This window comes from Kitasatospora sp. NPDC094028 (assembly GCF_049543595.1).
Lineage (GTDB): Bacteria > Actinomycetota > Actinomycetes > Streptomycetales > Streptomycetaceae > Kitasatospora.
Window position 1 is genome coordinate 539,602 of sequence record NZ_JBMVFA010000001.1, and the last position, 14,261, is coordinate 553,862.

Annotated in this window: 14 protein-coding genes; 7 read left to right on the top strand and 7 right to left on the bottom strand. The window is 74.3% G+C overall.

The features are described from left to right. Window positions 1–4: 4 nt before the first annotated feature. The 6 genes from ACPC54_RS02495 to ACPC54_RS02520 form a co-directional block, all read right to left on the bottom strand. Window positions 5–424: an SHOCT domain-containing protein gene (locus tag ACPC54_RS02495; RefSeq protein WP_498960321.1), complete on the bottom strand. Its 420-nt coding sequence runs from the start codon at window positions 422–424 to the stop codon at window positions 5–7. An 87-nt stretch (window positions 425–511) separates the two neighbouring features. Next, entirely contained in the window at window positions 512–1,129 is a 618-nt protein-coding gene (locus tag ACPC54_RS02500) for an NUDIX domain-containing protein (RefSeq protein ID WP_498960323.1), read from the bottom strand. After that, window positions 1,126–2,283 (bottom strand): type III polyketide synthase, encoded by a 1,158-nt coding sequence (locus ACPC54_RS02505; protein WP_498960325.1) that lies wholly within the window; start codon window positions 2,281–2,283, stop codon window positions 1,126–1,128. Before ACPC54_RS02505 ends, ACPC54_RS02500 begins: the two co-directional genes overlap by 4 nt. A 103-nt stretch (window positions 2,284–2,386) precedes the next feature. Continuing rightward, entirely contained in the window at window positions 2,387–3,595 is a 1,209-nt protein-coding gene (locus tag ACPC54_RS02510) for a cytochrome P450 (RefSeq protein ID WP_498960327.1), read from the bottom strand. 170 nt (window positions 3,596–3,765) lie between these two features. Further along, window positions 3,766–4,491 (bottom strand): response regulator transcription factor, encoded by a 726-nt coding sequence (locus ACPC54_RS02515; protein ID WP_498960329.1) that lies wholly within the window; start codon window positions 4,489–4,491, stop codon window positions 3,766–3,768. A gap of 17 nt (window positions 4,492–4,508) precedes the next feature. Further along, window positions 4,509–5,378, bottom strand: coding sequence for a sensor histidine kinase (locus tag ACPC54_RS02520; protein WP_498960331.1), 870 nt, complete (start codon window positions 5,376–5,378; stop codon window positions 4,509–4,511). A 118-nt stretch (window positions 5,379–5,496) separates the two neighbouring features. Between ACPC54_RS02520 and ACPC54_RS02525 the strand changes: the two genes are divergently transcribed. The 5 genes from ACPC54_RS02525 to ACPC54_RS02545 all read left to right on the top strand — a co-directional run bounded on the left by ACPC54_RS02525 (window position 5,497) and on the right by ACPC54_RS02545 (window position 12,234). Next, the gene (locus ACPC54_RS02525) at window positions 5,497–6,222 is read left to right on the top strand and encodes an ABC transporter ATP-binding protein (protein ID WP_498960333.1); all 726 of its coding nucleotides are present in this window, start codon (window positions 5,497–5,499) and stop codon (window positions 6,220–6,222) included. Then, entirely contained in the window at window positions 6,219–8,528 is a 2,310-nt protein-coding gene (locus ACPC54_RS02530) for an ABC transporter permease (protein WP_498960335.1), read from the top strand. The genes ACPC54_RS02525 and ACPC54_RS02530 overlap by 4 nt, the downstream gene beginning before the upstream one ends. A gap of 129 nt (window positions 8,529–8,657) precedes the next feature. Further along, a complete protein-coding gene (hemC, locus tag ACPC54_RS02535) occupies window positions 8,658–9,593 on the top strand; it encodes a hydroxymethylbilane synthase (protein ID WP_498960337.1) in 936 nt (311 codons plus the stop codon). A gap of 168 nt (window positions 9,594–9,761) precedes the next feature. Further along, window positions 9,762–11,594, top strand: a complete 1,833-nt coding sequence (locus ACPC54_RS02540) for a serine/threonine-protein kinase (protein ID WP_498960339.1) — start codon at window positions 9,762–9,764, stop codon at window positions 11,592–11,594. Between the two features lie 94 nt (window positions 11,595–11,688). Beyond that, window positions 11,689–12,234 (top strand): hypothetical protein, encoded by a 546-nt coding sequence (locus tag ACPC54_RS02545; RefSeq protein ID WP_498960341.1) that lies wholly within the window; start codon window positions 11,689–11,691, stop codon window positions 12,232–12,234. A gap of 42 nt (window positions 12,235–12,276) precedes the next feature. Here ACPC54_RS02545 and ACPC54_RS02550 read toward each other — a convergent pair whose 3' ends face one another. Next, window positions 12,277–12,858, bottom strand: a complete 582-nt coding sequence (locus ACPC54_RS02550; RefSeq protein ID WP_498960343.1) for an ArsR family transcriptional regulator — start codon at window positions 12,856–12,858, stop codon at window positions 12,277–12,279. Between the two features lie 72 nt (window positions 12,859–12,930). Between ACPC54_RS02550 and def the strand changes: the two genes are divergently transcribed. Then, window positions 12,931–13,572 carry a peptide deformylase gene (def, locus tag ACPC54_RS02555; protein WP_498960345.1) on the top strand — a complete coding sequence of 214 codons (642 nt, stop codon included), beginning with the start codon at window positions 12,931–12,933 and terminating at the stop codon, window positions 13,570–13,572. A 121-nt stretch (window positions 13,573–13,693) separates the two neighbouring features. Beyond that, a complete protein-coding gene (locus tag ACPC54_RS02560) occupies window positions 13,694–14,236 on the top strand; it encodes a hypothetical protein (protein ID WP_498960347.1) in 543 nt (180 codons plus the stop codon). Window positions 14,237–14,261 lie beyond the last annotated feature (25 nt).

A 14,261-nucleotide genomic window follows, 5' to 3' on the forward strand; every position in this document is an offset into this window, starting at 1 on the left:
ACGGTCAGGCGAGCAGCTTGTCCTTGGCCCGCCGGTACTCCTCGTCGGAGATGAGGTCCTTGCTCTTGAGGTCCGCCAGCGCCGCGAGGTCGTCGACGTGACTGCGGGGGCCGGTGCCGTCCGGCGTCGCCGCCTCCCTGATGTAGGCCTTGACGGCCGCCTCGGTCTGCTGGGCCTGGGAGAGGTCCCGCTCGTGCATCGAGTCACCACGGGCGATCAGGTACGCCAGCACCCCGATCAGGGGCAGGAAGATCACCAGGACCAGCCAGCCGGCCTTGCCCCAGCCGCTCAGGTCGTGGCTGCGGAAGACATCCGTGATGATCTTGAACAGCAGGAAGATCCAGAGGATCCAGAGGAACAGCTCCAGCATCGTCCAGAAGACGTTCAGCAGCGGGTAGTCCGCGGCGAGGTGATAGGTGCCCATGGCTGAGAGATATCACCCCGAAACGGGCACCGCCCCGCGGTGATCGGCCGTCCGGATGGCTCCGGGGCCCGGCCGGGACACCGGCTGCTACCCGCGGCGGCCGGACCGCCGCCGCAGCTCCACGGCCAGCCCGATCAGCTCGGCCCACCACTCCTCGTGCCCGGTCAGCAGCAGCCGCTGTGCCTCCGCCGCCGGCACCGCGCGGACCTCCACCACCTGCTCGCCGTCCGCCGGGTTGGTCGGCGCCGAGTCCACCGCGACCTCCGCCCAGCCCCACAGCCAGGCCTTCTCCGGGTGCGGCTGCCACGGCCGGTACGGCACCGGGTCGTCCGTGCGGCAGCGGTGCGCGCCCAGCCAGCCCGGCTCGCCGAGCAGCCGGGCGCCGGCCTCCTCGCGCAGCTCGCGGGTCAGACAGGAGGCGATGCTCTCGTCCCGCTCCCGGGTACCGCCGGGCAGGAACCAGTGGTCGCGGTCGTCCCGGCAGAGCACCACGGCGTCGCCCTGGAAGCCGACCAGGTGGATGTTGGTCACCAGCTCGTCCGGCGGCAGCGCGGTCGAGAACTGGGCGTCGTAGCGCCCCCAGGCCCAGTACTGCGGCGCGTGCAACGCGGGGAACAGCACGGCGAGTTCGGCCGCTCTGGCGGAGCTGTCGGATGCGGTGTCGGCGTCGGTGTCGGAGTCCGTCCGGTGTGTGGTGTCGGTCATTCGGTGATCGTAGTGCCGGCCGGGAAACGGCGGGGGGCGGCCGGATGGACGAGAGTCACCTCTGAGGCGGAGATGGCACGCGGCCGGCGGCGGGCCGGATCGCTCGGCGCCGTGGTCCAACTGCCCAGCGAGATCTCGGCGGTGATGCCCGGTCCGAAGCCGGCGATCAGTCCGGGGGCGCCGTCCGGCAGGTCGTCCTCCGCGAACAGCCGGGCGAGCGCGTCGAAGACGACGGCGCTGGCGATGTTGCCGCGCTCGGTGAGGGTGGCCCGGCTGTGCCGGAAGGCGACTGGCTCCAGGGCGAGGAAGCGGCACAGGTCGTCCAGGATCCGCGGGCCGCCGGCGTGCACGATGTAGAAGCCCAGCCCGGAGACGTCCCAGCCGTGTTCGTCGGCCAGGCCGCGCAGCGCGGGGGCGAGCATCGCCATCGTGCCGGGGACCCGTTTGTCGAGCTGGAAGTGGAAGCCGGTGTCCCGCACGCCGTACGAGATCCAGCCCTCGGTGTCCGGCACCAGGTGCGAGCCGTTGCGCTCGACGTGCACGCCGTGCCCGCCGTGGCCGCGCATCACCGCGGCGGCGATGGCGTCCCCGAACAGGCCGTTGGAGAGCAGCGAGCCGACCTCCAGGTCGGTCGGCTGGTAGCAGAGCGAGCAGAACTCGCAGGCGACGATGAGGACGTTGGCGCCCGGGTAGGCGCGGCAGAAGTCGTGCGCCCGGTTGACGGCGGCGCCGCCGGCCGCGCAGCCCAGCTGGGCGATCGGCACCTGGCGGGTGTCGGAGCGGAAGCCCATGGTGTTGATCAGCCAGGCGGTCATCGAGGGCATCATGAAGCCGGTGCACGACACGTAGACGATCAGGTCGATCTCCCGGGCGGTCAACTCGGCGTTCCCGAGGGCGCGTTCGACCACCTCGGGGACGCGTAGCTTGGCCTCCCGCTCGTACACCTCGTTGCGGGCGGTGAAGCCCGGGTGGGTGAGGGTCCGCTCGATCGGCTGGACGAGGTGCCGGGTGCGGACCCCGGTGTTCTCGATCAGGCGCAGCGCGAGCGGGAGTTGGGGGTGGCCGGCGTGCAGGGTGCGGGCCAGGTCGAGGGTCTGGTCGAGGGTGATGACGTGCTCGGGCACGGCGATGGCGGGTCGGCACAGTGTGGCCATGGATGCGGATCTCCCCAGGGGGCCCGCCCGGCCGGGCCGGCCGGTGGCCGGCGGTGTGCCCGGGCGGGCGGGGTCTACGGATGGACGGCGTGGGGGAGGCGGGTCACCAGGCGACCGGCAGCGTGCGCGGGAAGCGCCAGATCGAGCCGGAGTCCCAGTCGAGCTCGGCCGGGTCGACGGCGAGGCGCAGCCCGGGGAAGCGCCGCAGCAGGGTGCCGATGGCGACCTGCAGCTCCATCAGGGCCAGGTGCGAGCCGAGGCAGCGGTGCTGGCCGTGACCGAAGGCCATGTTGACGGGCCCGCAGTCGCGGTCGAGGTCCAGCTCGTCGGGGCGCTCGTACACCGCCGGGTCCCGGTTGGCGGTCAGGTACGAGACGTGCACGGCCTCGCCGGCCCGGATCAGCACCCCGCCCAGCTCGACGTCCTCGGTGGCGACCCGGGCGATGCCGGGGCCCTGGCGGAACGGGATGAAGCGCAGCAGCTCCTCCAGCGCGCGCGGCAGCGTCTCGGGCCGGGCGCGGAGCTTCGCGAGCTGCTCGGGGTGGGTGAGCAGGGTGTAGGTGATGTTGCTCAGCTGGTAGGTGCTGGTGTCGTGGCCGGTGACCAGCAGGACCATCGCCATGACGGCCAGCTCGTCCGCGTCCAGCAGGTCCTCGCCGTCGCGGGCGGTGGCGAGCGCGCTGACCAGGTCCTCGCCGGGGTGTGCCCGGCGTTCGGCGGTGAGCCTGCCGAAGTAGGCGCGCAGGCCGGCCTTGGCCTCCTCCTGGCCCTCCCGGCTGCCCGGGCCCATCCGCATCATGGCGACGGCCCAGGTGCGCAGCCGGGCGCGGTCCTCGATGGGGATCTCCAGCAGCTCGCAGATGGTGGTGAGCGGGAGCCGGGCGGAGAGGAAGTGGGCGAGGTCGGCGGGGGAGCCGTGCTCGGCCATCTCGTCGAGGTAGCCGTCGACGATCTCCTGCGTCGTCGGCCGCAGCCGGTCGACCTGCCGGTTGGTGAAGCCCTGGGCGACCAGCCGGCGCAGCCGGTTGTGCTCGGGCGGGTCCATCAGGTTGATCGCCTCGGCCTGGGCGATCGTGGCGGGCGTCATCCGGGGCAGGTCGCGCCCGATGCCGGCGGCCCGGCTGAACCGGCGGTCGGTGGTGACCAGTTTGACGTCCTCGTAGCGGGTGGCCAGCCAGGCCTCGCCCTCGCCGTGCGGCAGCCGGACGCGGGCGATCGGGGCCTCGGTGAGCAGCCGCTTGAGGAGGGGGTCGAACTCCAGGCCGTCGGTGTGGTGGAAGGGGCAGTCCCACACGGGGGCGGTGGTGGTCACGGGCCGGTCCAATGGTCATCTCGTCGTGCCGGGGATGCCGCCGGGAAGGTTTCTCCGGTTCGGGCACGGACATGCCGATGGTGCCGTATCGCTCGGCGGAAAAGGGAATTCCGCCGGGAGTTACCCAGAAGGAGTGATCCGGCCGATGGTCATGCGAACTTACCGTGCTATCAATGTGATTGACGCGACGGCGATCCGCCGGGACCGCGCGGCGCGACCAGCCCGGTCTCGTACGCGAGGACGACGGCCTGCGCCCGGTCGCGCAGGTCGAGCTTGGCGAAGATCCGGGCCACGTGGGTCTTCACCGTCGACTCGCTGAGGGTGAGTTCGGCCGCCAGCTCCGCGTTGGACAGGCCGCGCCCGAGCAGCGCCAGCACCTCGGCCTCGCGCGGGGTGAGCGGGGCGAGGTCCCGGTGCAGCGGCGGACTCCCGGCGCCCGCCGCCGGATCGGCGGCGCCCGCGGCGAAGCGCTCGACCAGCCGCCGGGTGATCGAGGGCGCGAGCAGCGCGTCGCCGGTGTCGACCAGGCGGACGGCGGCGGCCAGGTGCGCCGAGGTGACGTCCTTCAGCAGGAAGCCGCTGGCCCCGGCGGCGAGCGCGGCGTAGACGTACTGGTCGAGGTCGAAGGTGGTCAGCATGATCACCCGGCACTCGGGGGCGCGGGCCAGGATGCGGCGGGCCGCCTCCAGGCCGTCCATGACGGGCATCCGGATGTCCAGCAGGGCGACGTCCGGCCGGTGCGCGAGCACCGCGGACACCGCCTCGGCGCCGTCCGCCGCCTCGGCGACCACGTCGATGCCGCGCGCGGTGAGGATCATCCGGAAACCGGTGCGGACCAGCTCCTGGTCGTCGGCGATCACCACCCGCGGGCGGCGTTCCTGCTCGGTCTGTTCCATGCTGCCTTCCCTTGCTGTCACGGCCGGTCCAACGGGATGCGGGCGCGGACCCGGTAGCCGCCGCCGAGCCGGCGCCGGGCGTCCAGGTCCCCGCCGTACACGGCGACGCGTTCGCGCAGGCCGAGCAGGCCCCGCCCGGCGCCGTCCGGCTTCGGCCGCTCGACACCGGGGCGGGCCGGCCCGCCGGAGAGCACGCTCGGGCCGCTGTTCAGCACCTCGACCCGCAGGTAGTGGTCGGCGTAGCGCACCGTCACCTCGGCCGTGACGCCGTCGCCGTGCTTGAGCGCGTTGGTCAGCGCCTCCTGCACGATCCGGTAGGCCGTCACGTCGATGCCGCCCGGCAGCGGCCGCGGCTCGCCGGAGATCCGCACCTCCACCGGCAGCCCGGCGAAGGCGAAGCGGTCGATCAGCGGGCTCAGCCGGCTCAGCGAGGGCTGCGGCGCGAAGCCGTCCCCGTCCGACTCCTCGGAGCCGTCCGCGGCCGGGGCGAGCAGGCCCAGCAGGTGCCGCAGCTCCGTCATCGCGTCCCGCCCGGCCGCCTCGACCGCGGCCATCGCCGCCGCCGCCTCCTGCGGCATCGTCGCCAGCACCTCGCGCGCGGCCCCCGCCTGGACCACCATCAGGCTCACGTTGTGGCTGACGATGTCGTGCAACTCGGCCGCGATGCGCGCCCGTTCGGCGTCCACCGCGGCACTGGCCGCGCTCTCCCGCTCGCGTTCCAGCAGCCAGCCGCGCTCGCCGACCGCCGCCCGGTGGCGCCGCCGGGTGCGCACCAGCGTCACCGCCAGCCAGAGCGCGACCGCGCTCGCCGCCCCCGCCACCACCGCCGCCGTCAAGGCGGCCCAGTCCACGTCCGTTCCCCACACGGCGACAGCTTCGCAGGTCACGGCATGATCCACATCATCCGTGGGTGCCGCCCGGATACATCCCGGGTACTACGGCCGCCCGGGGTTACACCCGGGGTGGGACGCCCCGCCGGGGCCACCGCGCCTACCGTCGTCGACCATGAGCAACGACCACGACGGGACCACCCGGCCGGACGGCGCGCAGGCCGTCGTCGAGCTGACCGGTGTGCACAAGGAGTTCGGCGACGCCAAGGCACTCGACGGCGTCGACCTGCGGATCCACGCGGGCGAGGCGGTCGCCGTGATGGGCCCCTCCGGCTGCGGCAAGTCCACCCTGCTGAACATGGTGGCCGGGCTGGACCGCCCCACCAGCGGCGGCGTCCGCGTCCAGGGGCAGGACCTCGGCGGCCTGAACGAGACCGGGCTGGCCCTGTTCCGGCGCCGCAACGTCGGCATGATCTTCCAGTTCTTCAACCTGATCGACGACCTGCCGGCCCTCGACAACGTCGCCCTCGCCGCGCAGCTCACCGGCACCAGCGCCCGCCAGGCCCGCCGCCGCGCGCTCGAACTGCTCGACGAACTCGGCGTCGCCCACCGCAAGGACGTCTACCCGGCCGCGCTCAGCGGCGGCGAACGCCAACGCGTCGCGGTGGCACGGGCGTTGATGAACCGGCCGGCCCTGCTGCTCGCCGACGAACCCACCGGCGCGCTGGACAGCCGCTCCGGCGAGCAGGTGATGGACCTGCTCATCGACCTCAACCAGATCGGGCAGACCCTGCTGATCGTCACCCACGACCCCAACCTGGCCACCCGGTGCGCCAGCCGGCTGGTCGAGATGGCGGACGGCAAGGTCGCGCGCGAGCGGGTGCTGGAGCCGCAGTCATGAACAGTGCGGTGTGGCGGGCCTCCCGGGCCGCGGTGAAGCGGCGCCGGCTGCAGACCTTCGTGATCGGGCTGGTGGTGTTCTGCTCCACCACCACCGTGCTGCTCGCCCTGGCGGTGATCAGCGCCGCCCGGGCGCCCTTCGACGCGGCCTTCGACGCCCAGCGCGGAGCCCACGTGGTCGCCGCCTTCGACCCGGCCAAGGCCTCGGCGGAGCAACTGGCCGCCACCGCCCACCGGCCGGGCGTCGAGGCGGCGGACGGGCCGTTCCCGCAGACCGTCGTCCGGATGCCGGTCGACTGGCTGGGCCGCCCGCCCGGCCCGCTCACCCTGGTCGGCCGCCCCGACCCGGCCGGCGCCCCGGTGGACCGGCCCGAACTGCTCGCCGGACGCTGGGCCACCGCGCCCGGCGAGGTGGTCGTCAACCAGCCGTTCAACGGCTACCCGGACAACGCCCTCGGCAAGCCGCTCCCCGGCCTGCCCGGGCTCACCGTCGTCGGCTTCGCCAGCACCATGAGCGAGTCCGCCGGCGGCTGGGTCACCCCCGACGAGGCCCAGGCCCTGCACCCCAGCGGCCTGCAGATGCTCTACCGCTTCACCGACGCCGACAGCGAGCAGCGGCTCACCGCCGCCCTCGACGCCGCCACCGAGGGCCTGCCCAAGGACGCGCTCACCAGCGGTCAGTCCTACCTGAAGCTCAAGCAGGCCTTCTCCTCCGGCGCCGACGCCTTCCTGCCGATCATGACCGTGTTCGGCGTGCTCGGCCTGATCGTCGCCGTGCTGATCGTCGGCAACGTGGTCAGCGGCGCGGTGGTCTCCGGCTACCGGCACATCGGCGTGCTCAAGTCGATCGGCTTCACGCCGCGCCAGGTCGTCGTGGTCTACCTGACGATGATCTCGGTGCCCGCCGTGATCGGCACCGTCCTCGGTACGGCGGGCGGTTGGGCGCTCGCCGGCCCGATCCTGAAGATGGCCTTCACCGGCATCCTGACCGGCACCGCCGTGATCGAGCCGGCCGGCTGGCTGCCCGCCGCCACCCTGCTCGCCGTGCCGCTGCTGGTCGCCTTCGCCGCGTTCGTCCCGGCCTCCCGCGCCCACCGGCTCTCCGCCACCGAGGCGATCTCCGCCGGGAGCGCGCCGCGCACCGGGCGCGGGCTGAAGGTCCAGCGCTGGCTCAGCGGCACCCGGCTGCCGCGCGCGGTCAGCCTCGGCCTCGGCCAGCCGTTCGCCCGCCCGGCCCGCAGCGCGCTCACCATGTCGGCGATCGTCCTCGGCGTGGTCACCGTGACCGTCACCACCGGGCTGACCAGCACCCTCCTCCGGGCCGTCGGCCCGGTCGACCACGACGGCGGCGGCACCTACGTCCACGTCCAGACCGCCCACTTCGTGGACAAGGGGCTCGTGTCGAAGCTGACCCCGGAGCAGACCGAGGCCCTGCTGCGGACCACCCCCGGCGCGGAGCGGATCACCACCCGGGGGCTCTCCGAGGCTACCCTCATCGGCTCCAACCAGCCCATCTACGTGAACTTCCTCGGCGGCGACGAGGCGGCCAGGAAGCTCCGCGTCGTGGACGGCCGCGCCGCCACCGGCCCCGGCGAGGTCCAGGTCGGGCCGGCCTTCCTCGACCAGCGCGGACTCAAGCTCGGCGACCGGATCACCGTCGACCTGGACGGCCGGCAGCAGACCGTCACCATCGTCGGCGAGGAACTCCAGGGCAACATCCGGGCGATCACCACCAGCGACGCCACCAGGGCCCTGTTCACCCAGGACCGGCACGTCGTCGAGTACTACGTCCGGCTCGCGGCGGGCGCCGACGCGGCCGCCTACACCAAGGCCGTCAACGACGCCGACCCGAGCCTCGCCCTCGACGTGGCCACGGTGACCATGACCGCGCCGGTCACCGCGGTCATCACCTTCAGCACCGTCTTCACCGTCCTGCTGTCGGTGGTCGCCGCACTCGGCGTCTTCAACACCGTGCTGCTCAACATCCGCGAACGCCGCCGCGACCTCGGCATGCTGAAGTCGATCGGGATGACGCCCCGACAGGTCGTCGCGATGACCGTCACCTCGGTCGCCTGGCTGGGCGCGCTCAGCGGGATCATCGGCATCCCGCTCGGGATCCTGGCGCACCGGGTCATGTGCAGGAACGTCCGGATCATGGACTTCCCGGAGTCGATGCTCGACGTCTGGGGTGCGCCGCTGCTCGCCGGGCTCGCCTGCGCGGGCGTCGCGATCGCCGTGCTCGGCGCGCTCGTCCCGGCCCGCTCGGCGTCCCGGCTGACGATCGCCGAGGTGCTGCACAACGAGTGAGCGCGGGCCGGTCGTCGGGGCCTCGCGCGGGGACGGACGGCCGGGTGGGAGACCACCCGGCCGTCCGGCGCGTTCAACTGGGTATGAGCCTGCGTCAGTCCGGCGCGTTCCGCGGCCTATCATCTCGCCATGACCACCGCTGAGCTGATTCGCATCGTCTCCCGCTCCTCGCCCATGGCGCTCGCCCAGGTCGACCGGGTCCGAGCCGAACTCGCCGCGCTGCACCCGGCCCTGCGCACCGAGGTGGTCCCGGTGACCACCTCGGGCGACCGGTGGACGGGGGACCTCGCCAAGCTCGGCGGCAAGGGCGCGTTCACCAAGGAGGTCGACGCGGCGCTGCTCGCCGGCGAGGCCGACGTCGCCGTGCACTGCCTCAAGGACGTGCCCGCCGACCGCCCGCTCCCGGCCGGCACCGTCTTCGCCGGCTACCTGCGCCGCGACGACATCCGCGACGCCCTCGTCCACCCCGGCGGGCTGACGCTGGACGAGCTGCCGGCCGGCACCCGGATCGGCACCTCGTCCGTCCGCCGGATCGCCCAACTCGCCGCCACCCACCCGCAGCTGGAGTGCGTGCCGATCCGCGGCAACGCCAACAGCCGGCTCGCCAAGCTGGCGGCGGGCGACGTGGACGCCCTGCTGCTCGCCGTCTCCGGCCTGGAGCGGATCGGCGAGCAGGGCCGGATCACCCAGGTCCTCGACGTCGAGGCGATGTGCCCGCCGATCGGCGCCGGCATCCTCGTCCTGCAGTGCCGCGAGGGCGACACCGCCACCATCGAGGCCGTCACCGGCCTCGGCCACCACGACACCTGGCGCGAGGCCGCGGCCGAGCGGATGTTCCTGCACGTGCTGCAGGGCCACTGCAACAGCCCGATCGCCGGCTACGCCAAGGCCGAGGCGGACGGCCGGCTCTCGCTGCGCGGCCGGGTGTTCACCCCGGACGGCAAGCGGGTGCTGGACGCCCACGAGTGGGCCGGGGTGCTCAGCCCGGAGGACCTCGGCACCTCGGTGGCCCTGGCGCTCAAGCGGCAGGGCGCGCAGGAGCTGATCTCCGGCATCCCGCACTGAGGCCCGGCGCCCCGGCCCGGCGGGCCCACGGCCCGGGGCGCTCTTTTCGGCTTCCCGGCCCGTTCCGTCGCTCCCGCTGCTGTAATGATTCGGCTTGCCCGCCACGTCGACTGACGTGGCATCGGAATCGACGACGGAACGGGCGCACCGGGGGGTGGAGTGGATCCGTTGAGGCCCACCGATCCGACGACGATCGGCGGCCGCTACCGGCTGCTGGCCCGGCTCGGCAGCGGCGGGATGGGCGTGGTGTTCCTCGGGCGCTCGCCCGGCGGGCGGCTGGTGGCGGTCAAGTGCGTGCACTGGGACCTCGCCACCGACCCGCTGTTCCGCCGGCGCTTCACCCGGGAGCTGGAGGCCGTCCGGCGGGTCGGCGGCTTCCACACCGCCCAGGTGGTCGACGCCGATCCGGACGGCGACCCGCCCTGGCTGGTCACCGCGTACATCCCGGGCCCGTCCCTGGAGCGGGCGGTGGCCACCCACGGCCCGCTGCCCGAGCCGGTGCTGCGGGTGCTCGGCGCCGGGCTCGCCGAGGCGCTGGAGGCGATCCACGCGGCGGGGCTGGTCCACCGCGACCTCAAGCCGTCCAACGTCCTGCTCGGCGACGACGGGCCGCGGGTCATCGACTTCGGCATCGCCCACGCCCTCGACGGCGTCTCGATCACCCGCACCCAGACCGTCATCGGCACCCCCGGCTACATGGCCCCCGAACAGATCGCCGGCGAGCCGGTCGGGCCCGCCTGCGACCTGTTCAGCCTCGGGCGGGTGCTCTGCCACGCCGCCGGGGCCGACCCGTACGGCGGCGGTGGCGACGGCGGCAACCCGCAGGTGCTGCTCTACCGGATCCTGCACACCGAACCGAACCTCGCCGGGGTGCCCGAGGCGCTGCGGCCGGTGGTCGCCGCCTGCCTGGCCCGCCGCCCGCAGGACCGGCCCACCCCCGCGCAGGTGGTCGCCCGGCTCGGGGTGCCCGCGTACGAGGGGCCGACCGGCTCGTGGCTGCCGGAGGCGCTGCGGACCGGGCCGCCGGTGCCGGAGGAGCCGCTGTCGGCGGCCCCGGCGGCGGAGCCCCCGCCGCTGTTGCCGGCGCCGGTGCCGTCGACGCCCGTTCCGACCACGCCCACGGTGGCGCGCCCGCTCGTCGAGGACGGGGCCCGGCGGTGGTCGCGTCACCTGTGGGTGCTGCTGCCGAGCCTGCTCGCGCTGGTCGCGGCGGTGGTGCTGGTGCCGGCGTACCTGCTGAACGACCGGGACTCGTCCGGGCTGGACAGCGGCTTCGTCGTCGGCAAGGACGACGGCCACCCGCCGGACTGCGTCACCGGCGGGGCGTCCGGCGGCAGCGGCGACGTGAGCACCACCCAGGCCCCGCCCCCGTCCGTCTCCTCCGACACCCCGCACCCGCCCGCGCTCGCCACCCCGGCCGACAGGTTCAACGTGACGGTGGGCAGCCCGCTGGTGCTCAGCTGGACCAGGACCGGCACGGTGACCAAGGTCTTCACCACCAAGCTCGGCGACACCCACTGGAAGGCCTCCGGCTGGCTGACCTCCGCCGACTGCACCTTCCGGCCCGTCGACACGGGCGTGTACGAGTGGGCGGTGGTCAGCGCGAACACCGCCACCGGCGGCGCGGTCTCCAGCGGCTGGAGCGCCGTCCGCTACCTGAACGTGGCGGCGCCGGGCGTCTCCGAGTACACCAACCCGGTCAGGGGCGCGCCGGACGCCCCGCTCCCGGTGGCGCCGGACGACCGCAAGGAGGTGCGGGCCGGGCAGCCGGTGGAGCTGAGCTGGGCCACCGCCGGGGCGTCGTCCAGCGTGAGCATCCTGGCGCCGGGCGGCCGGGACTGGGAGCGGCTGGCGTGGCAGCACGAGCGCTCGTACACCTTCACGCCGCCCGGCCCGGGCGTGTACCTCTGGGTCGTGTACGCGCAGGGGACGGGGGCGGACTGCTCGAAGGGCGGCTGCGTGAGCGCGTCGAGCGAGCAGCGGTACCTGGTCGTGCGGTAGCGCGGCGCCCGGCGGGGCAGGTGCTGGTCGGTGCTCGTCGGTGCCGGTGGCGCGCGGGGAGAACCGACCGGGTGTTCGGGGCGTCCGTTGAGGCGTGATCAGTGGAGTACTCGGCGGGATGCCGATGTTCTGGCCCGGGCTGTTGCTCTCGCTGGTGCCGGCGGCTCTGCTGAACCGGCCGGTGGGGCGGCTGCTGCGGGCGCACTGGGCGGTCGGCTTCCTGCTGCTGCTCGGGCTCGGCGGCGTGCTCACCGCCACCCTGCTGCCGGACGCGTTCCGGTGGTCGGAGAGCGCGGTGCGGCACTGCGCGGTGGCGGGTGCGCGGCCGCGCCGTCCGCACGAGCTGCTGACCGTGCCGCACCTCGGGTTCAAGCTGGCGGCCTACGCGTCGCTGGGCGTGGCCGCCGTGCTGGCGGGCAGCCGGCGGCGGGCCGCGGTGACGCTGCTGGGCGCGGCCGCGCTGCCGTTCGCCGTCGCGGCGGTGCGGTACGCGGTGCCCGCGATCGGGCGGCCGTGCGACGTGCAGGACGCGTGGGACGGCGTGCAGGGGGTCGTGCTGGGTGCCGTCCTCGGGCTGGTGGCCGGGCCGGTCCTGCGGGCGGTGGCGGCGCGGGCGCGGGTGCGGTCGCGCTCGGTGTGAGCGGGGCGGCGCCCGGCGGCCGTCCGGTCGACGCGCGGTGCCTCAGCGGGCGTCCGGGAGCAGCGGGAAGAGGCGGGTGACGGCGGCGACCGGGCGGGCGTCGGCGGGGCGGGCGGCCGGGTCGGCCTCGCGGTCGCGGTAGCGGGCGAGCAGCTGGCGGACGGCGTCGCCCACGGCGGCCAGTTCGGCGGGTGTCAGGTGGACGACGGCGCTGAACGCCTCGTCGTGCCGCCAGTCGGCGGGGGCTTCGGCGCGGTGGGCGAGCCAGCGCTGGTAGCTCTCGTCCTCCAGGCCGCGCGCCAGCTCGTCGAACGCGCCGGCGGGCTCGCGGGGTTCGGCCGGGCGCTGGGGGAGGCGCCAGGGGCGGGCCCGGCCGTCGACCGGCGGGGCCTCCTCGATCCGTCCGTGCCGGGCGAGTTGGCGCAGGTGGAAGGAGCAGAGGCCGGAGCTGTGGCCGAGGGCGGCGGCGGCCTCGGTGGAGGTGACGGTGCCGCGTTCGGCGAGCAGGGCCAGGAGTGCGGTGCGGACGGCGTGTTCGGGGAGCGCGCCGGAGGCTGCGGAGGCCGTGGAGGCCGCGGCGGGTTCGGCCGCTTCGGCGGCCTCGGAGATGAGGTCTTCGGTCACTTTGCAAAGTCTGCTACTTTGCAAAGTCGATGACAAGTCGTCATGCTGTGAACCCTCGCGAGGAGAGCGTCGATGACCGACCGCCCGTCCGTGCTCCGCGTCACCGAGATCGGTGAGCCGATCCTGCACGGCCCCTGCCGCCCGGCCGACGAAGGGGACTTCGGCAGCCCGGAGTTGGCCCGGCTGATCGACGGGATGTTCGCCACCATGTACGTCGCGGACGGCGCCGGGCTCGCCGCCAACCAGGTGGACGTCGACCTTCGGCTGTTCGTCTACGACTGCCCCGACGACGACGGCGTGCGCCACGCCGGCCACCTACTCAACCCGGTGATCGAGCCGCAGGCCCCCGGGCGGCGGCTGATCGAGGAGGTCGAGGGCTGCCTCTCCGTGCCCGGCGCGAACGCCGAACTCGCCCGCCCGGCGCGGGTGGTGGTGCGCGGCTTCGACCAGCACGGCACCCCGGTCACGGTCGAGGGCACCGGCTACTTCGCCCGCTGCCTCCAGCACGAGACCGACCACCTGGACGGACGGCTGTACGTGGACCGGCTCGGCCGGCGCGACCGCAAGGACGTCCTGCGGCAGGTCGAGGACCGGCGGGAGAAGGTGTTCGCCCGGCGCGCCGAGGCGGCCGAGAAGCTGAACTGGCCCGGCCCGGTGGCCGGTTGCGACCTCACCTGTCGCTGTCGCCGCCTGGACGCGCCGGCCCGCGCCTGACCGTCACCCCGGCGGGGGATGCGGTGGTCCGTCGGCCGGGCGCCGGGGTGGCCCGGGCGGGGGAGCGGGCCCCCTCGCGCGGGTGAGGCGGTGGGCCGGGTGGCTCGGCGAGGGTGGACCCATGCTGAAGAACATCCCGGTGGGTGACACCGAACGGCCCGTTCCCGTCTGGGCGTTGCGCCTGGCGAAGGCGCTCCCCTTCATCGTGCTGCCGCACTGCCTGTGGCGGCTGCCGTTCGCGTTCGACTTCCAGATGGGCCTGATCGACGACCGGGGCGGGCAGGCCTGGGTCTGGTGGGCGCCCTTCTACGTGTTCGGCCTGAGCCTGGTCACCGAGTCGGTGACGCTGCTGACCCTCGGGCTGGTCAGCGGCTGGGGCGAGGTGTTCCCGCGCTGGGTGCCGTTCCTGCGGGGCCGGCGCGTGCCGCCGCTGGTGGCGACCGTCCCGGCGGTGCTGGGCGGGCTGGTGATCGTCACCCTGTTCGACCTGATGTGGTTCATCCAGGGGGTGAACATGTTCGACGTCGAGCGGTACGGCAGCGTGTGGTGGATGGTCCTGGCCCGGATCTGCATCACCCCGGCCCTGCTCTGGGGGCCGATCACCCTCGCCCTCGCCGTCGCCTACCACCGCCGCCGTACCCGCCCGCTCGCCCTCGCCGCGTGAGCGCGTCCCCGCCCGGCGGCGCGCG

Excerpts from the sequence above, each read along its gene's own strand:
- ACPC54_RS02495 (WP_498960321.1), bottom strand. The coding sequence starts at position 424 with ATGGGCACCTATCACCTCGCCGCGGACTACCCGCTGCTGAACGTCTTC.
- ACPC54_RS02500 (WP_498960323.1), bottom strand. The coding sequence starts at position 1,129 with ATGACCGACACCACACACCGGACGGACTCCGACACCGACGCCGACACC.
- ACPC54_RS02525 (WP_498960333.1), top strand. The coding sequence starts at position 5,497 with ATGAGCAACGACCACGACGGGACCACCCGGCCGGACGGCGCGCAGGCC.
- def (WP_498960345.1), top strand. The coding sequence starts at position 12,931 with ATGACCGACCGCCCGTCCGTGCTCCGCGTCACCGAGATCGGTGAGCCG.
- ACPC54_RS02515 (WP_498960329.1), bottom strand. The coding sequence starts at position 4,491 with ATGGAACAGACCGAGCAGGAACGCCGCCCGCGGGTGGTGATCGCCGAC.
- ACPC54_RS02505 (WP_498960325.1), bottom strand. The coding sequence starts at position 2,283 with ATGGCCACACTGTGCCGACCCGCCATCGCCGTGCCCGAGCACGTCATC.
- ACPC54_RS02530 (WP_498960335.1), top strand. The coding sequence starts at position 6,219 with ATGAACAGTGCGGTGTGGCGGGCCTCCCGGGCCGCGGTGAAGCGGCGC.
- ACPC54_RS02560 (WP_498960347.1), top strand. The coding sequence starts at position 13,694 with ATGCTGAAGAACATCCCGGTGGGTGACACCGAACGGCCCGTTCCCGTC.
- hemC (WP_498960337.1), top strand. The coding sequence starts at position 8,658 with ATGACCACCGCTGAGCTGATTCGCATCGTCTCCCGCTCCTCGCCCATG.